Annotated in this window: 12 protein-coding genes, 1 tRNA gene and 3 rRNA genes; 13 read left to right on the top strand and 3 right to left on the bottom strand. The window is 41.8% G+C overall.

Annotated elements, in window-relative coordinates; all coding sequences use genetic code 11:
* The first annotated feature begins 2 nt into the window (after nt 1-2).
* The 5 genes from FEE42_RS08705 to FEE42_RS08725 all read left to right on the top strand — a co-directional run bounded on the left by FEE42_RS08705 (nt 3) and on the right by FEE42_RS08725 (nt 8,281).
* Nucleotides 3-908 carry an RsiV family protein gene (locus FEE42_RS08705; protein ID WP_164028239.1) on the top strand — a complete coding sequence of 302 codons (906 nt, stop codon included), beginning with the start codon at nt 3-5 and terminating at the stop codon, nt 906-908.
* 160 nt (nt 909-1,068) lie between these two features.
* Entirely contained in the window at nt 1,069-2,226 is a 1,158-nt protein-coding gene (locus FEE42_RS08710) for a M1 family metallopeptidase (protein WP_164028241.1), read from the top strand.
* Between the two features lie 570 nt (nt 2,227-2,796).
* Nucleotides 2,797-5,811 (top strand): TonB-dependent receptor domain-containing protein, encoded by a 3,015-nt coding sequence (locus FEE42_RS08715; RefSeq protein ID WP_135969579.1) that lies wholly within the window; start codon nt 2,797-2,799, stop codon nt 5,809-5,811.
* 153 nt (nt 5,812-5,964) lie between these two features.
* Entirely contained in the window at nt 5,965-6,762 is a 798-nt protein-coding gene (locus tag FEE42_RS08720) for a Slam-dependent surface lipoprotein (protein ID WP_059368562.1), read from the top strand.
* A 67-nt stretch (nt 6,763-6,829) separates the two neighbouring features.
* Nucleotides 6,830-8,281 (top strand): surface lipoprotein assembly modifier, encoded by a 1,452-nt coding sequence (locus tag FEE42_RS08725; RefSeq protein ID WP_059368561.1) that lies wholly within the window; start codon nt 6,830-6,832, stop codon nt 8,279-8,281.
* A gap of 72 nt (nt 8,282-8,353) precedes the next feature.
* On the opposite strand, the gene tusA is transcribed toward FEE42_RS08725, so the two are convergent.
* Nucleotides 8,354-8,593 carry a sulfurtransferase TusA gene (gene tusA / locus FEE42_RS08730; protein ID WP_059368560.1) on the bottom strand — a complete coding sequence of 80 codons (240 nt, stop codon included), beginning with the start codon at nt 8,591-8,593 and terminating at the stop codon, nt 8,354-8,356.
* A gap of 111 nt (nt 8,594-8,704) precedes the next feature.
* On the opposite strand from tusA, the gene FEE42_RS08735 reads away from it, so the two are divergent.
* From FEE42_RS08735 to rrf, 7 genes are all read left to right on the top strand, one after another.
* On the top strand, nt 8,705-9,325 hold the full coding sequence (locus FEE42_RS08735; RefSeq protein ID WP_059368559.1) for a YigZ family protein: 621 nt from the start codon (nt 8,705-8,707) through the stop codon (nt 9,323-9,325).
* A 2-nt stretch (nt 9,326-9,327) separates the two neighbouring features.
* Nucleotides 9,328-10,791, top strand: coding sequence for a TrkH family potassium uptake protein (locus FEE42_RS08740; RefSeq protein WP_059368558.1), 1,464 nt, complete (start codon nt 9,328-9,330; stop codon nt 10,789-10,791).
* Complete coding sequence (hemG, locus tag FEE42_RS08745) at nt 10,791-11,306, top strand: menaquinone-dependent protoporphyrinogen IX dehydrogenase (protein WP_164028243.1); 516 nt, start codon at nt 10,791-10,793, stop codon at nt 11,304-11,306. Before FEE42_RS08740 ends, hemG begins: the two co-directional genes overlap by 1 nt.
* A 336-nt stretch (nt 11,307-11,642) precedes the next feature.
* Nucleotides 11,643-13,178: ribosomal RNA gene (locus tag FEE42_RS08750) — 16S ribosomal RNA — on the top strand.
* 141 nt (nt 13,179-13,319) lie between these two features.
* Nucleotides 13,320-13,395, top strand: a tRNA-Glu gene (locus FEE42_RS08755).
* Nucleotides 13,396-13,610: 215 nt separating this feature from the next.
* A 23S ribosomal RNA gene (locus tag FEE42_RS08760) occupies nt 13,611-16,508 on the top strand.
* Between the two features lie 209 nt (nt 16,509-16,717).
* A 5S ribosomal RNA gene (gene rrf / locus FEE42_RS08765) occupies nt 16,718-16,833 on the top strand.
* Together the 16S, 23S and 5S rRNA genes with 1 tRNA gene alongside form the textbook arrangement of a ribosomal RNA operon.
* A 148-nt stretch (nt 16,834-16,981) precedes the next feature.
* Here the strand turns inward: rrf and xerC are convergent.
* Nucleotides 16,982-17,869 carry a tyrosine recombinase XerC gene (gene xerC, locus FEE42_RS08770; RefSeq protein WP_164028245.1) on the bottom strand — a complete coding sequence of 296 codons (888 nt, stop codon included), beginning with the start codon at nt 17,867-17,869 and terminating at the stop codon, nt 16,982-16,984.
* Nucleotides 17,869-18,303, bottom strand: a complete 435-nt coding sequence (locus FEE42_RS08775; RefSeq protein ID WP_077587267.1) for a GNAT family N-acetyltransferase — start codon at nt 18,301-18,303, stop codon at nt 17,869-17,871. The genes xerC and FEE42_RS08775 overlap by 1 nt, the downstream gene beginning before the upstream one ends.
* A gap of 173 nt (nt 18,304-18,476) precedes the next feature.
* Here FEE42_RS08775 and tpiA point away from each other — a divergent pair, with 173 nt between their 5' ends.
* Nucleotides 18,477-19,244 carry a triose-phosphate isomerase gene (gene tpiA, locus FEE42_RS08780; protein WP_059368554.1) on the top strand — a complete coding sequence of 256 codons (768 nt, stop codon included), beginning with the start codon at nt 18,477-18,479 and terminating at the stop codon, nt 19,242-19,244.
* Nucleotides 19,245-19,287: the final 43 nt, after the last annotated feature.

Raw genomic sequence — 19,287 nt, forward strand, 5'->3', positions numbered from 1 at the left:
ATATGAAAAGAACATTAATTTCAGCCGTAATTTTTACCGCACTTTTAACCACCGGTTGTCAAGATAAAGACGCTCAAACCAAAATTGAGCAGCTTAATCAAACGGTGGCACAACTCACTGCAGAAAATACGCAATTAAAAGCGGAAAAATCGCTGGCGGAGAACGTGATCCCGGCGATTTTTGCTGAAGAAGATGTTGTGTTTAAAAAGTCGGAAACCATTCAATACCCGAAACCTAAGTCGGAAGAAGATTATTCGCCGGAAGAAGGAAAAATTAAGTATTCCATTTCGATGTTGAAAACTAATATTGATTGGTTAAATACCCTATTATGGGAAGAATTAACTCGTGATGAAGATAATAAAGGCAAGGTACTCACACGTGAACAGCTTGTGGCGGAGTTACAAGAAAATTTTAATGAAACCTATGAGGGAATGAAAGAAGAAAAAACAATGGGCGTAGAACGCCGTCTTTGGGTAGATTTTATTGGGCAAAAAGAAAAATTAGCGACATTTTCGGTCGGAACTTATGAATATGAGGGCGGTGCACATGGTATGGGAGGTAATCTTTATTTGACCATTGATCTCACCTCTCATAAAATCTTGAAGCTCAATGATTTATTTGATGAGAAAGTGTTGCCGAAGGTGAAGGAATTACTGTGGGAGAATTATACACAAGATGGTGCGGTAAAAGATGACGAAACTTTTACGAAAAAAGCCGATTTTAATGTATCAGATAATATTTATTTAGATTCGGAAGGGGTGCATTTTATTTATAGTGCCTATGAAATCGCGCCTTATGCGGCAGGTGAACCGGATCTCACACTGAATTGGTGGCAATTAAAGGATTTATTAAAATCGGATTTTAAACAACAAAACTATGTGAAATTTGATGAAGATAGAAATGAATAACGATTCGAAGTGCGGTGATTTTTCACCGCATTTTTTTATCATTATTTTTTGTGTCGGGGTAGATAAATTTTATTAAGTGGTTTTGAACAGGATAGAATTATTAATTTAATAACTTAGATTATACTGAAAATAGTACTCTTCTTTGTGGAGTTTATCGTTAATGTTTAGAACATCTAATTTTTTTCTGCTTTTGATATTTTTTAGTATTCCTTTGTCAGCAAAGGATAATAGTATTATTTTAGAAAGAGAAGGAAATGAACTCATTATCCATTACACTATATCTAAAGCCAAAGAAATTAGGGAGGATGAACACTATAAAAATTTATTAGTAAAAGATAAAACATTTACAAAATCAGAAGAAGGAAAGTTCAAGGTTACACTTAATATAAAGCCTGAAGTATCTAAGGATTTTTACGATCCTATTAGGGTTTATAGTAATGGTGATTTTTTATTATATAAAGATTTTTTATTTCCTGAGCGGATTAGATATGATAAATCCGTTTTTATAGATAAGAAGAAAGATGACTTTCCTAAATTCTCTATAGAGGAAAGAAAAAATTATATTATAGGAGATAGGTTTGTTTTTTGGGGAGATAAAGAGCCTATAAAAATACTTGGTCTGGAAAAAAATCAAGCCTTGAAAGATAATATTCTTCAAGTATATAAGAGAATTTTCAATTACTACAGTGATAACTTTGGAGCCCTTTTTAAGAGAAAACCCATAGTAATTATTGATTTTACTGAGGATGGAGGGGAATTTGATTATAAAGGGGATGCCTTAGATAATTTTTTATCATGTAACATATCAAACTTATCAAAACTAGATAAGAAAAAATATTACAATATGTACATGTTTATTTCACACGAAATATTTCACATATGGAATTCTTATGAACATAATCATAGGGGAAAGGCTTGGTTACATGAAGGAAGTGCAGAATATTTTTCTATGATGAGTTTGTTGGACTTGAATTATATCGAAAAAAATAAGGTAGAATCTTTGAAGAAAATCTATTTGGATACTTGCTTAGATTATTATAAGAAAAATAATACCATAATGAATAACAATAATTCTGAGAACTCAGTTTATATGTGTGGTGCTAGTTTACATATTTTATTAGAAAAACTCGAAAGTAGAGAAATAGTTTTAGATATATGGAAAGAACTACTCAAGAAAGATAAGTATAACTCTGATGATTTTTTTGAAATAATTAATAATCACTCTGCAATTAGTAAAGGAAGAGCTTCCTCAATATATGATTTTATTTATAAAGAAGGCGGAGTTGTTCAAGCAATTGAAGGTTTGAAGCTAAAGTAGCTCTCTAGATTAACAGAAATGGAAAAGTACAGCAGTATCGCCTCTTCAATACCTAGCCGGTTGGTTTTTACATTGTCTTCACAATAAATCAAACGGAGGCTTTGCCTAGTTTAGGTAAACAGTTTGGTTAGAATCGTAGGATTTATGCAGATACTAAATATTTGGTTCAGATTGTAACATTGTCGATTTCTGGTGGTGTGTAAGTTTCATTACTTATTTGATTTGCCATAGGTGGACTTAGATGAAACTACTAGGCTGATGCTCATTATCTAAAACGAAAACTCAACAAGGTTTTCGTTTGTTAATACTATGCTCGTTTCAAAAATACCTTGTCCATTTTTGTAATTGTTCATCATTTTCTATCATTCATTCTTCATTTCATATCATTTCAAGTAACTATTCACTTTTTCAACAATTATGAAAAAACTAATCAAATAGATACATTCGATTTGAAATTTTTCGTTATGGCTTATTGAAGTTACCAATGTAATTCAGTAATATTTAATTTTCATTAATGATAATTGTTATCATTAATGAAAATTGCAAATTTACTATCTATAGGAGCCTTAAGTGAAAAACAAAGATATTTATAGAAAGCTACTGATGAGTGCATACGGATTGGCCTCTGTTTCCGTTATTCAAGCCTCAGCTACCGAGCAGTTGGATGTTATAGATGTAAGAGCTACTGCCGATCAGAAAGACGAACAAGGTAAAGATGATGTATATCAACGCAATATTACCAATCTCTATGCGGGAAAAGAAACGATCGAACGCTACAAAGGCGCTTCTCCGGCCGATTTATTCCAAGAGTTCAACGGAGTGTATAGTGGTGACGCACGTAATAGCGGCGCAGTCGATCCCAACATTCGCGGCGTACAAGGACAAGGGCGGATTCCGGTTACGATTGACGGCACGGAACAAGCATTGACTACTTGGCGGGGCTATAACGGCGCGAATAACCGTAACTATATTGATCCGAATTTAATCGGTGGTATTACGGTAGAAAAAGGCCCCGATTTGGCATCAGGCAATCAATCGGGGATTGGCGGCGCAGTAAAAATGCGTACGATTGATGTCGATGATATCCTTAAGCCAGGACAGAAAGTCGGTGTAGAACTAAAACTGGAAACCAGCAATAATTCGGTAAAAGAACGGATTCCTGACTTTAAATGGGGGCAGGATTATCGTGTCGTCGGCGACGGCACACCCGGTGATTTTTCTTCCGTTACGCTGGTAAAACCAAAAACGAAAGGCAAATATTTTAAAGATAACGCAATGCGATTGGCTGTCGGCGTAAAAGAAGAAAAATTTGATTTACTTGCCGCCTATGGTTATCGCTCTAAAGGAAACTATTTAGCCGGTAAAGGCGGTGCAAGTAAATATGAAGGCGTCATAGATGAAAAATCTGGGCGGGATTTAAAACAAATAGAACCAAATCTACCTTTCGCCGCTTCCATTTATCGTCCGCATACGGAAATTCCGAATACCTCAAGTGCCATGGAATCTTACCTATTAAAAGGTTCTCTCCGCCCGACAGATAAACAAACCGTCAAAATGGGCTATCGCCATACCAAAATGACCTACGGTGAAATTATGCCTTCCCGCCTTGATTTCAGCGAGTTTCACGGTTATATCCCGCAATGGCCACTGGCAACAGTCAAACAACAGGCATTTAATCTAGATTATGCCTATAACCCCGATAATCCTTGGATTAATTTTAATGCAGGAATCTGGTACACCCGCACCATAAGCGATACCAATACTTCAGGCGGTAATCCCCGTGAAGCAAAATCTAAGGATGTCGATTGGACGTTGGCGACCACTCAATGTGTAACGGTAAACCCTGATGCGGTCAATCCTCATGAGTTTTTAGTGCTTGATCGTGATTGCTTGGCCAGAATCGGCGATCCGCTGGTTAAACAAAATCCAAACACTGACGGAAAGTACAATTATGTTAATGCGGCTCAGGTCAATGCTTACAATACCCGACGTGGTATTCATTTAAGCAATACGATGAACCTAACCGATCAGTTAGATCTTACTATTTCTGCCGCGCTTCAAAAAGAACGTTTAACCAGTAGCCACTTTAACGCAACACCAAACCCAAGCAGTACCTATGAAAGCCCGCCTCGTGCCGGTCGCCGTCAGGAATGGGACATCGCATTTAACTTTAATTACCGTCCGACCAACTGGCTAATGCTGACCGCCGGCGCACGTTATAACGAATATTGGTCTTTTGATGATTATTTAAATTATTTGCTCACAAGCGGAGAGCTTTATAAACCCTATCATTATGATGGAGTTGACTATCCGGCAACAGTAAACGTTGCCCAATCTATTTCCTATAAAGAAGTGATGACACAAAAGGAATGGGAGCGCTATGATGAAATTAATAAAAAACTATTTGGACCTGATTCAGAAGTGTGTAAAACGGAAGCATGTGAAAGAGAAGAAGAAAAATTGAGTAAAGAGTTTTGGAAAATAACAGGTGAAGATGATATTCAAGACGGCTATCGTTACCATAGAAAGGGAATAGATCAATATTATCACTCCGATGGGCGGTTACATCGGGAAGATAATCCTTTTTATAATGGCACATTAAAAAATGAAAAAGTCAAACATCCTGTTACCGGCGAAACAGTGGATAAATATCAACGATACTATTCCGGCACATTTGCCAAAAAACTAAAAGACGAAGATAAACTCAAAAAAGTAGAAAAAAAACGGGGTCATGCGTTTTCACCGGCATTTTCCGCCACCGCATTTTTAACTGATAATTCCCGTGTGTATGTGCGTTACACCCAATATGCCCGTATGCCGAGCATCTTTGAAACCACCGTCGGTTTTTCCGCCAGCGCGGATACCTCCGCCCGTTTTAAAAACGCCAAACTAAAACCGGAGAAAGCACGAAATATTGAGCTAGGCTATGTTTATGATTTCAGCAGCTATTTCGATTCACCGACTAAAGCAGATATTAAATTGAACTATTATCATAATGTTACTAAAGACGTTATTGACCGTAATACTGACTTTCGTTTTGTCCAACTGGATAAACGGATATTGGAGGGAGTCGAATTGCAAGCCCGTTATGATAACGGCGATTATTTTGGTGATCTAGGCATTGAATATCATCTAAAAAATAAAGTTTGTGATGCCAATACCGCTGTAGAAATGGATCCCGTGCAACTCCGTGTTCCAACCTGTATGACCGGTGGTTTTGCTTGGGGCTATTTGCGTACCCAATTACAACCCAAATACTCTATTAGTTCAAATTTAGGCGCTCGCTTCTTAGATCGAAAATTAGAGATCGGTAGCCGATGGTTATATCACAGCAAAGCGAAAAATAAAGACGAAGACCGTCTATGGGAATTAAAAGTTCTAGATGGTGGTATTTGGAACCGTCCGATGTCATGGCAACCGGTATTAACTGTAGATGCCTATATTAAATACCAATTTTCACCGAACTTTACTATGGAGCTGACCGGAACCAATTTAACTGATCGTTACTATTTAGATCCGATGACCCGTTCTATGATCCCGGCACCGGGCAGAACCTTTAAATTAGGGGTAACGGCAAAATTTTAGAAGAGCGTTTTTCTTCTAAAGAGAAAAGCGGTAAAACTTTGCAACCAAACAACCGTTTTACCGCTTGATAGGAAGTCATAGGCATTCTGCGTATAAAAAACCTATGGCTGTTAATCGTGGGGATACTCCCACAAAAAACATGGAGATTCTAACATGAAAAAATCAATTTTATCCACCGCACTTTTTGCCACATTAGCTATTGCTACCACCTCTGCCAATGCAGTTGTAACCTCCGGTGTTAGTCAAAAAACAGCATTACAATTACCTGAAAAAGGTTCGGCTGCACATAACGGTTGGTTCCACTCCGATCAAGCCGGATTACCGGGTGTAATAGTTGATGGTGTAAGCAAAAAAGTTACTAGCTTCCAATCTCTTACCAAAATTACTAAAAATACCCAATGGTTAAAAGCCTTTGGCGGCGTCGATAAAAACGGCGTTGTGGTATTAAAAATGAATAATATGCCGAAATGGGTGCCGGGTTTCCATAATCAACTAGGGAATTTCGCCTTTAAAAAAGTGGGGGCGGAAGAACTATATTATGGGGAATGGTTAGCTAGAGACGGAAATATTGATAAAGATCGCGTAGTTTATTATGCCGGAAACAATAAAACCGAAAAAATGCCGACGGGCGGCACCGCGATTTATGACGTAACCGGTATCAATAAAAATACCGAGCTGGATAAAGAACTGTTAAAAGGTCAATTCACGGCTGATTTCAGTAAAAATACGTTAAACGGTTCAATCAGTAAAACGGGATTAACCGTTAAGGTGAATGACGCCAAAATTGATAGTGGAAAGGCTAGCTTTAAAGGTGTAGCAACGGCTAATGGTAAGGTTCGAGGTCTCACTGAAGGGCATTTCTTCGGCAAAGATGCGGCGGCTTTAGCTGGTTATGCCAAATTTAACGGCAATAACCAATTTGATACGGCCTTCGGTGGCACGAAAAAATAGCCTTTTATCGCTTTTATATTTAGGGGGAGGCTTCTCCCCTTTTTTCTCTACCCGAATATGGATTTTTATGAAAAAACGTCATTTTATTTCTATCGGAATGCTTTATTGGCTAACCAGTTCAAGCGCCCAAGCCAATGTGCAAGAACAAGAGGCGCTCAGACTATGGCGACAACATTCTCAGCAATCAGCACAACAGCAGCAGGAACAACGTATTAATAGCGAACAATCGGAAAATGAAATCACTTTAGAAGGCGAGTCTTTTAATGTGGAGAACAATGTTGAAGCCGTCGGACAAGCCTTATATATCGCATTAAACCGCCAACTATGGCAATATGCCGAAAAATTCCTCGCTCAATATGAAAATTTTCCTGATCATCAAGATCAGCTGGTTTGGTTTGCTAAAGGTGCATTAGCCAGAGAACGTGGCGATTTAGTTGAGGCAGAACAATATTACCGTGCATTACTACAAAGTGAACCGGATTTTTTACGCGGTCAATTGGATCTTGCCCGAATTCTGTTTGAAAATAAAAAGAACACAGAATCGACCGCACTTTTTCAGCAACTCGCTGCCCAGCCCTTACCGGACGGCGTACAATTAACTATTCACGATTATCAACAAGCGCTCCAAGAACGGGAAAGCTGGCAACATTCACTTACCATAGGTTATCAATATCATCAAAATATTAATCAATCCTCACAAAAGGAAGTTTGCCTGCTTTATAAGGAAGATCAATGCCTGATTAATCGCCGCTCGCCACAAGCGCTCAATGCCCACGGTTGGCGCTATGATTTTAATACGCAACGTCGCCTGTCTTTAACCGGCAATCACGGATTCATGTTTTACCTAAACAGCTACGGACAATTTTACCCGAAACAGGGAGACTACAATGAAAACACCGTTAAAACCTATGGCGGATACAGTTTTCGTCATGCTAAAACAGATATTACCGTCGCTCCTCTCTTAGAATACAACACTTTCGGAAATCACCGTTATTATCACGGCTGGGGCGGGCACTTTGAGTGGACGCAAACTATTTCACCGCGCCATAGTTGGAATCTCCAATTCGAGCATAAAAAACTTCAATATAGCCAACATTACAGCACATTTAATAAAGCTGATATCAGCTCCTTATTCGGCACTTGGTATTATTTATTTACACCACAAACTACCTTCTTCGGCGGCATTGATTGGTCATCTCGCCGCACAACAGACGATACCCAATCTTATCGTATGCAAGGCATTCGCTTAGGTTTTAATCATCAATTTGATTTTGGATTAAATACCACTTTTTTAGCATTATTGCGACAATATAAGTATCAAGACTACCATGCTGCACTCGAATTAACCCGCAAAGACAAACAGCAAATCTATTTAACCGTCTTAAAAGTACCGAGTTGGAGTTTTAAAGGTATCACTCCGAATTTTGTGCTAAAACATACGCGTAATCACAGTAATGCCGATTATGTTTATAGCTACAAACAAAGTGAAATACAGCTGAATTTTGAGTGGATATTTTAAATTAGCACGGGGAAATTCTATTTCTCCTGAGCTTTTATCATTGTTGGACATTCGGAGAATCTACACCTATTGTTATTTCCCTTTCTTTATCCAATATTTAAACGGAGTTGTTTCCACTTCACTTCTCAGCAAGCGGTGATCCATAAATTGACAAAAACTGGGAATATCACGCGTGGTGGCAGGATCATCAGCAAGGATCAATAGCACATCGCCTTCGTTTAAATGGCGAATTGTTTTACGCACTAGCATAACGGGTTCAGGGCAACGCAAACCCAAAGTATCAAGCGTTTGGGAGATCGTAATTTCAGGCATTGATTTCTCTTTCCAAAAAATAAGGTGCATGATACCACTTATTGGGAAATTTCGACAAATCCCTATCATCAGTGATAGACTAGCGCCATTCAAATTATCTGAAGAAATATAATGGCGGAATATTTTGTGCCTCAAAGTGCGGTCGTTTTTGAAGAAGAAATTAAAAAAAGCCGCTTTATCACTTACTTACAACATACGAATGGTTTAGGCGAAGCTAAAGCATTCTGGACAAAGATCAGGCATGCTCACCCTCATGCAAGACATCATTGTTGGGCGGCAGTGGCAGGTAAACCGACGGATTCACAACAATTGGGCTTTTCAGATGATGGCGAACCGGCCGGTACGGCAGGAAAGCCAATGTTAAGTGCCTTATTAGGAAGTCATATAGGAGAAATTAGTGCCGTAGTGGTTCGTTACTACGGGGGAATTCTATTGGGAACGGGTGGTTTGGTTCGCGCTTATGGCAATGGTGTTCAACAGGCACTAAAACAGCTGAAAACGGAAATTAAAGTTGAGCGTATTCCTTTTCAATTAGATTGTGATTATGGGCAAATGGGGTTGGTACAGCTACTTTGTGACAAATATCAAATTGAGATTTTATCGCAGGATTTTCAAGTGCAAGTTCATTTAACTTTAGGTATTAGTGAAAAAACGGTTGAGCCTTTTTCAATAGAACTGGCCGAAAAATCTGCAGGTAAATTGACCGTTCAACCGTTGAAAGCAGGTAAATAATCGTGCATATTTTATCCATTATTCGAATCATTGGTATTCTCGTGATGTGCTTTTCCTGTGCCATGTTGATTCCTGCTTTTGTCGCATTAATCTACGGTGACGGTGGTGGAAAAGCCTTTATGCAAGCCTTTGCCTTGAGCTTAACGGTTGGTACGCTTTTATGGTGGCCTTGCCACCATCACAAACAAGAACTGCGTTCACGAGACGGATTTCTGATTGTGGTGGCATTTTGGTTTGTACTTGGTGGTTTAGCCACCTTACCACTGTTGCTGCTTGATACACTCCATTTAACCGTCGCATCTGCCGTATTTGAAGCGTTTTCAGGCTTAACGACAACAGGCGCGACAGTAATGACAGGGCTGGATAATCTGCCTAAAGCTTTGTTATTCTATCGCCAACTATTACAGTGGCTTGGTGGAATGGGGATTATTGTATTGGCGATTGCAATTATCCCGCTATTAGGTATTGGCGGTATGCAACTTTATCGCGCGGAAATGTCCGGTCCGATGAAAGAGCAAAAAATTCGTCCAAGGATCACCGAAACCGCCAAAATGTTGTGGGTGATTTATCTTTCACTGACGATTTCTTGTGCGTTAACTTATTGGTTGGCAGGAATGGATCCCTTTGATGCATTAACACATAGTTTTTCTACGGTATCTATTGGTGGTTTTTCGACACATGATGCCAGTATGGGCCATTTCAATAGTCCGTTGATTAATGGCATAACCATCTTATTTTTACTGATTTCCGCCTGTAATTTTGGCTTGCATTTTCGGGCGTTTTCAACGACCGGACATGAAAATTTTGTCAAAATTTATTTACGGGATCCTGAATTTCGCTTTTTTATCAGTACCCAAATAATATTGGTTACACTATGTATGTTAGTGATGTGGAATCACCGTTATTTCTCATTCTCTTGGCAAGATTTTGAACAAATACTGTTTCAAGCCGTATCAATTTCTACTACAACGGGCTATACAACGTCAGATTTTACTGTTTGGCCGTCTTTTGTACCTGTGTTATTAATTCTCGCATCTTTCATGGGAGGCTGTGCCGGCTCTGTCGGGGGCGGTTTACGAGTAGCGAGGGTATTAGTACTTTATTTACAAGGTAAACGGGAACTTAAACGTGTTGTGCATCCGAATTTAGTCTATCCCATTAAATGGGGAAAAACAGTATTGGATGAACGGGTTATTGGTAGTATCTGGGCATTTTTTTCGGCATACCTTTTAGTCTTTGTCGTTTGTTTACTGGGGGTCATTGCTTGTGGTGTAGAACCTTTCGATGCATTTAATGCCGTCTTAGCCTGTTTGAACAACCTTGGATCTGCGTTGGGTTCGGTTAGTAGCAATATGATGGCGATTCCCGACAGTGCAAAATGGATTTTAACCGTTGCAATGGTGTGCGGACGTTTGGAAATTTTTACCCTGTTAGCTTTATTTACCCCTGCATTTTGGAAAGCGTAATGAAAACATTAATTCTTTATTCAAGCCATGATGGGCAAACAAAAAAAATCTCGGAATTTTTAACCGCACTTTTAAATGGTGAGGTGCTGGTCGATGCTTTACGAGAGGATTATGATATTGAAACCTTTGATCGGGTTATTATTGGCGCTTCCATACGTTATGGTCATTTTAGTAAAACCCTCGATCGTTTTGTTGTGCGTAACCGTGAGCATTTGGAGCAAAAAAGAGCGGTATTTTTTAGCGTTAATTTAACTGCTCGCAAGGAAGGTAAGGATAACCCCGAAACTAATGTATATATGCGTAAATTTTTACAACGCACAAAATGGCAACCTAAATTGGCAGCTGTATTTGCGGGAGCATTATTATATCCACGCTATAAATGGTTTGATCGTGTGATGATCCGATTCATTATGAAAATCACCGGTGGTGAGACGGATACAACAAAAGAGATCGAATATACGGATTGGGAGAAAGTAAAGGAATTTGCTCAACGGATTAATCGGTTGGAGAAATAACCAAGATTAAGCCGAAAATTATCCGATTTGGAGGAGATTTAATCAAAGGATCATTTTTTCAAATTTTTTGCAAAAAAGTGCTTGCATTGATTTTGGATTTCTCTATAATGCGCACTACACAACGACGCGCTGTTGTGAAGTTTGAGAATTTGCCGGTGCGTCGTTATTTTTTGCTCTTTAACAACGAATCAGACAATCTGTGTGGGCACTTGTTAATAGACTTGTTAAAAAAATTTTAATTTTGAAGTCTTAATAGGTGCTTAAACTAGAAATTCATTATTACTTTTATAGTAGTGTTTATTAATAGCTAAGCAGTTTATTGAGCGATTGAACTTTGAATTGAAGAGTTTGATCATGGCTCAGATTGAACGCTGGCGGCAGGCTTAACACATGCAAGTCGAACGGTAGCAGGAAGGAAGCTTGCTTTCTTTGCTGACGAGTGGCGGACGGGTGAGTAATGCTTGGGAATCTGGCTTATGGAGGGGGATAACTGCGGGAAACTGCAGCTAATACCGCGTAAAGTCTTTGGACTAAAGGGGGCGTTTGCTCTTGCCATAAGATGAGCCCAAGTGGGATTAGGTAGTTGGTGGGGTAATGGCTCACCAAGCCGTCGATCTCTAGCTGGTCTGAGAGGATGACCAGCCACACCGGGACTGAGACACGGCCCGGACTCCTACGGGAGGCAGCAGTGGGGAATATTGCGCAATGGGGGGAACCCTGACGCAGCCATGCCGCGTGAATGAAGAAGGCCTTCGGGTTGTAAAGTTCTTTCGGTGATGAGGAAGGCAGTTTGGTTAATAGCCAAGCTGATTGACGTTAGTCACAGAAGAAGCACCGGCTAACTCCGTGCCAGCAGCCGCGGTAATACGGAGGGTGCGAGCGTTAATCGGAATAACTGGGCGTAAAGGGCACGCAGGCGGATTTTTAAGTGAGGTGTGAAAGCCCCGGGCTTAACCTGGGAATTGCATTTCAGACTGGGAATCTAGAGTACTTTAGGGAGGGGTAGAATTCCACGTGTAGCGGTGAAATGCGTAGAGATGTGGAGGAATACCGAAGGCGAAGGCAGCCCCTTGGGAATGTACTGACGCTCATGTGCGAAAGCGTGGGGAGCAAACAGGATTAGATACCCTGGTAGTCCACGCTGTAAACGCTGTCGATTTGGGGGTTGGGGTTTAACTCTGGCGCCCGTAGCTAACGTGATAAATCGACCGTCTGGGGAGTACGGCCGCAAGGTTAAAACTCAAATGAATTGACGGGGGCCCGCACAAGCGGTGGAGCATGTGGTTTAATTCGATGCAACGCGAAGAACCTTACCTACTCTTGACATCCAGAGAATCCTGTAGAGATACGGGAGTGCCTTAGGGAGCTTTGAGACAGGTGCTGCATGGCTGTCGTCAGCTCGTGTTGTGAAATGTTGGGTTAAGTCCCGCAACGAGCGCAACCCTTATCCTTTGTTGCCAGCGATACGGTCGGGAACTCAAAGGAGACTGCCGGTGATAAACCGGAGGAAGGTGGGGATGACGTCAAGTCATCATGGCCCTTACGAGTAGGGCTACACACGTGCTACAATGGCGTATACAGAGGGAGGCGAAGCAGCGATGTGGAGCGAATCTCACAAAGTACGTCTAAGTCCGGATTGGAGTCTGCAACTCGACTCCATGAAGTCGGAATCGCTAGTAATCGCGAATCAGAATGTCGCGGTGAATACGTTCCCGGGCCTTGTACACACCGCCCGTCACACCATGGGAGTGGGTTGTACCAGAAGTAGATAGCTTAACCGTAAGGGGGGCGTTTACCACGGTATGATTCATGACTGGGGTGAAGTCGTAACAAGGTAACCGTAGGGGAACCTGCGGTTGGATCACCTCCTTACCGAACGAGCTATAGTAAGTGTCCACACAGATTGGCTGATATGTTGTAAACAACGTAGTGAAGAGTCCGTGACTTAAGAGCAACATCTAATTGACTCAAATAGTCTGCGTAAAGATAAGTAAAAGGGTATCTTTTATTGTTGTCCCCATCGTCTAGAGGCCTAGGACATCGCCCTTTCACGGCGGTAACCGGGGTTCGAATCCCCGTGGGGACGCCAATGAAAGATAACTTTAACGAATTATCTTCTGTTCTTTAAAAAATTGGAAACAAGCTGAAAACTGAAGAGACTTTTAAGTTCCGAAAGGAATAGAGGAAGTCTGAGTAGAAAAATCTTGACTGGAGAAAGGCAGTCAAGTGTTTAGTTGAATTAAAGATTCGCTTCAAGATGTAGGCCTGACTGAGTAGGCAGGCTGAAAACATTTGAGGTTGTATAGTTAAGTGACTAAGCGTACAAGGTGGATGCCTTGGCAATCAGAGGCGATGAAGGACGTGCTAATCTGCGAAAAGCTTGGATGAGTTGATAAGAAGCGTTTAATCCAAGATATCCGAATGGGGAAACCCGATGGATGAAGAATCCATCATTTCATTATGAATTCATAGTAATGAAAAGCAAACCGGGAGAACTGAAACATCTAAGTACCCCGAGGAAAAGAAATCAACCGAGATTCCGTGAGTAGCGGCGAGCGAAGGCGGAAGAGCCGGTAAGTGATAGTGAGCGTGTTAGGAGAATGAGTTGGGAAGCTCAACCGTAGGGGGTGATAGTCCCGTATCTTAAAACACGTTGATGGTACTAAGCTTACGATAAGTAGGGCGGGACACGTGATATCCTGTCTGAAGAGGGGGGGACCATCCTCCAAGGCTAAATACTCCTGATTGACCGATAGTGAACCAGTACTGTGAAGGAAAGGCGAAAAGAACCCCGGCGAGGGGAGTGAAATAGAACCTGAAACCTTGTACGTACAAGCAGTGGGAGCCTGAAAGGGTGACTGCGTACCTTTTGTATAATGGGTCAGCGACTTATATTTTGTAGCAAGGTTAACCGAATAGGGAAGCCGAAGGGAAACCGAGTCTTAACTGGGCGATTAGTTGCAAGGTATAGACCCGAAACCCGGTGATCTAGCCATGGGCAGGTTGAAGGTTGGGTAACACTAACTGGAGGACCGAACCGACTAATGTTGAAAAATTAGCGGATGACTTGTGGCTGGGGGTGAAAGGCCAATCAAACCGGGAGATAGCTGGTTCTCCCCGAAATCTATTTAGGTAGAGCCTTGAGCGGACACCTTCGGGGGTAGAGCACTGTTTCGGCTAGGGGGCCATCCCGGCTTACCAACCCGATGCAAACTGCGAATACCGAAGAGTGATACTCAGGAGACACACGGCGGGTGCTAACGTCCGTCGTGGAGAGGGAAACAACCCAGACCGCCAGCTAAGGTCCCAAAGTGTATGTTAAGTGGGAAACGAAGTGGGAAGGCTTAGACAGCTAGGATGTTGGCTTAGAAGCAGCCACCATTTAAAGAAAGCGTAATAGCTCACTAGTCGAGTCGGCCTGCGCGGAAGATGTAACGGGGCTCAAACATAGCACCGAAGCTGCGGCATCAGGATTAATCCTGTTGGGTAGGGGAGCGTTGTGTAAGCGGATGAAGGTGTATCGGGAGGTATGCTGGACGTATCACAAGTGCGAATGCTGACATAAGTAACGATAAAACGGGTGAAAAACCCGTTCGCCGGAAGACCAAGGTTTCCTGTCCAACGTTAATCGGGGCAGGGTGAGTCGGCCCCTAAGGCGAGGCTGAAAAGCGTAGTCGATGGGAAACGGGTTAATATTCCCGTACTTGGTAAAGCTGCGATGTGGGGACGGAGCAGGTTAGGTTAGCGTGCTGTTGGATATGCACGTTTAAGTTGGTAGGTGGGGTGCTTAGGCAAATCCGGGCGCTTATTAACACCGAGAAATGATGACGAGGCCTCAAGGGGCTGAAGTAACTGATACCACACTTCCAGGAAAAGCCACTAAGCTTCAGGCTTTATTAAACCGTACTGAAAACCGACACAGGTGGTCAGGTAGAGAATACTCAGGCGCTTGAGAGAACTCGGGTGAAGGAACTAGGCAAAATAGCACCGTAACTTCGGGAGAAGGTGCGCCGGCGTAGCTTGTAGCCCCTAGCGGGTGAAGGGTGAACCGGTCGAAGATACCAGCTGGCTGCAACTGTTTATTAAAAACACAGCACTCTGCAAACACGAAAGTGGACGTATAGGGTGTGATGCCTGCCCGGTGCTGGAAGGTTAATTGATGGTGTAATCGAAAGAGAAGCTCCTGATCGAAGCCCCAGTAAACGGCGGCCGTAACTATAACGGTCCTAAGGTAGCGAAATTCCTTGTCGGGTAAGTTCCGACCTGCACGAATGGCATAATGATGGCCAGGCTGTCTCCACCCGAGACTCAGTGAAATTGAAATCGCCGTGAAGATGCGGTGTACCCGCGGCTAGACGGAAAGACCCCGTGAACCTTTACTATAGCTTGACACTGAACATTGAATTTTGATGTGTAGGATAGGTGGGAGCCTTTGAAGCGGTCACGCCAGTGATTGTGGAGGCGTCCTTGAAATACCACCCTTTAACGTTTGGTGTTCTAACGAAGATTGCGGAACGCGGTCTCGGACAGTGTCTGGTGGGTAGTTTGACTGGGGCGGTCTCCTCCCAAAGAGTAACGGAGGAGCACGAAGGTTTGCTAATGACGGTCGGACATCGTCAGGTTAGTGCAATGGTATAAGCAAGCTTAACTGCGAGACGGACAAGTCGAGCAGGTACGAAAGTAGGTCATAGTGATCCGGTGGTTCTGAATGGAAGGGCCATCGCTCAACGGATAAAAGGTACTCCGGGGATAACAGGCTGATACCGCCCAAGAGTTCATATCGACGGCGGTGTTTGGCACCTCGATGTCGGCTCATCACATCCTGGGGCTGAAGTAGGTCCCAAGGGTATGGCTGTTCGCCATTTAAAGTGGTACGCGAGCTGGGTTTAGAACGTCGTGAGACAGTTCGGTCCCTATCTGCCGTGGGCGTAGGAGAATTGAGGGGGGCTGCTCCTAGTACGAGAGGACCGGAGTGGACGCACCACTGGTGTTTCGGTTGTGTCGCCAGACGCATTGCCGAGTAGCTAAGTGCGGAAGAGATAAGTGCTGAAAGCATCTAAGCACGAAACTTGCCTCAAGATGAGTTCTCCCAGACTTAGAGTCTGTAAGGGTTGTTGGAGACGACGACGTAGATAGGTGGGGTGTGTAAGTGTAGTGATACATTGAGCTAACCCATACTAATTGCCCGAGGGGCTTAACTATACAACGCTCAAGTGTTTTTGGGCGGTTAATGTGAAATACAACGAATTAAAGTATACAGTCATCAGTCATCAGCTTGTATCCGATAGAACAGATGAAAAAGATAAAAGAGATAAAACGAGATAAAAAGATAGAACGAGATAAAAAGATAGAACGAGATAAAAAGATAGAACAAGATAAAACTTGAAGAGAAGAAGTTATCGAAGAATTATCCCGGCGGCGAGAGTGCAGTGGTTCCACCTGAATCCATCCCGAACTCAGAAGTGAAATGCTGTAATGCCGATGGTAGTGTGGGGTATCCCCATGTGAGAGTAGGGCACTGCCGGATTTTAATTATATCATCCCCTGAATCGAGAGGTTCAGGGGTTTTTGTTATATGTAGAAAATGTTCTTTATACATTTTTAGTTAGCCAAAATACAGTTTTGAAAGATATCAAATTTTCATTTTCACAAATAACGTTAAAATCAACCGCACTTTACTTTTTGCGTTTCGCACGAGGATGTGCTTGATCGTAAACATCGGCAAGGTGTTTAAAATTGAGATGGGTATAAATTTGAGTTGTTGAAAGATTGCTATGGCCGAGCAACTCTTGCACTGCACGGAGATCGGAGCTGGCTTCCAACATATGGGTTGCAAAGGAATGGCGAAGTTTATGTGGATTGAGATGGCTATTTAACCCTTGGCGAATACCCCAGGTTTCCAAGCGTTTTTGGATAGAACGATGAGAAATACGATTCCCTAACTGGCTCACAAATAAGGCCTCATCTTTTGGATTAAATAATAATCGCACTTTTAACCATTGCTGTATCGCATGGGAGGCATAACGTCCGAAAGGCACGATACGTTCTTTATTTCCTTTTCCCAAAACCCGTACTTCACGAGTGCGAGTATTAATACTATTTAAGTTTAACCCTTGTAATTCCGATAAACGTAAGCCTGAACTATACATTAATTCCAAAATGGCACGATCACGAATATCAATGGGCTCTTTACTATCATTGGCAAGTAATTGTTGAACCTGATCACCATCGATATTTTTGGGTAAATGCTTACTTTGTTTTGGTGCTGAAATGCCGATAGTAGGGTTTACCTTTAATTTTCCCTGTTGAATTAAATAGTTAAAAAATTGGCGTATGGCGGATAGACGCAAAGCCAGACTTTTTTCTTTAAGTCCCGCTTTTTTGCTTTGTGCTAAGATAAAACGCACTACACTTGGTGTAATTTGTTGCCAATCTCGAATACCTTGTTCTACAAGCAGTGCTACCACTGCCTCAAGCTGACGTTGGTAATTGCTGAGAGTGTGAGGGCTGACTTGGCGTTCAATACGCAAATAATCCCAATAAGATTGCAGATCTGTAAACATTACAAAGTCAATTCAAATAGGCTTTTTTTAGGATTTAATTTAAAACCTTCTTGTTCCAATAGTTCATGTTGCTCCTGTCCCAATTCAGCCACTAAACGATTTGATTGGGTATAAAGCACAAAATCCTTTGCTTTGGAAATCAGAGCCGCATAAATATCGGTGTGTTGAGGGCAATTAACAACGTAAATATCAGTTAGCTGCCAATAACGTTGTAATTGTAGTGATGATAGGCGTGGATAAAGCTGGATAAACCCTACGGCTTCATCTTGTGAATTGACAGCAATAAAGAAGAGGCTTTCATTAAAGCGGATACGGTTGGTTAAGAACGTTAAAGTGCGGTCAGGATTTTCCGTCATTCCATGCGCGAGACGATAATGTTCAAAAAGGGGTAAAAGTACCTCAATATTCCATTGCTCTGCTTTAAAAATCTTCATTTTAATAAAATCGGTTAATTTTTATTGATTCTATGTCGTAGATTGTAGCTTTTTCACGCTGAAGAATCACGCGCTCAGCAAAAAAATTTTCAAATTTATGATTTTGAACAAAGAATCAAGGCGAAAATTTGATATAGTAACCGCATTTATTTAATTAATATGGAGAAATAAAAATGGCACGTCGTCCTTTAGTAATGGGTAACTGGAAGTTAAATGGTAGCAAAGCGTTTACCAAAGAATTAATCGAAAATTTAAAAGTAGAACTCGCTGATGTGAACGGTTGTGATGTAGCAATCGCTCCTCCGGTGATGTATTTAGCGGAAGCGGAAAGCGCACTAACCGGCAGTAAAATCGCGCTTGGTGCACAAAATGTCGATGTAAATGTGCAAGGTGCATTTACCGGGGATATTTCAACGGAAATGTTAAAAGATTTTGGTGCGAAATATATTATTATCGGTCACTCCGAGCGTCGTACTTATCACAAAGAAAGCGATGAATTTATCGCGAAAAAATTCGATGCATTAAAAAAAGCAGGTTTAGTCCCGGTGTTGTGTATCGGTGAATCTGAGGCAGAAAATGAAGCAGGTAAAACCGAAGAAGTGTGCGCGAGTCAAATTGATGCCGTCATTAATGCGTTAGGCGTGGAAGCGTTTAATGGCGCAGTGATTGCCTATGAGCCAATTTGGGCAATCGGTACCGGTAAGTCTGCTACTCCGGCGCAGGCACAAGCCATTCATGCCTTTATTCGCGGTCATATTGCTGCCAAATCTCAAGCGGTAGCAGATCAAGTGATCATTCAATATGGTGGCTCTGTAAATGATGCGAACGCAGCGGAATTGTTTACTCAACCGGATATTGATGGTGCGTTAGTGGGTGGGGCGTCACTTAAAGCGCCGGCATTTGCCGTGATCGTGAAAGCGGCAGAGGCTGCAAAAAATTAGTTTTTATCATTAGAAATGAAAAGTGCGGTTGATTTTAACCGCA

It is taken from the genome of Rodentibacter caecimuris, assembly GCF_010587025.1.
Taxonomy (GTDB): domain Bacteria; phylum Pseudomonadota; class Gammaproteobacteria; order Enterobacterales; family Pasteurellaceae; genus Rodentibacter; species Rodentibacter caecimuris.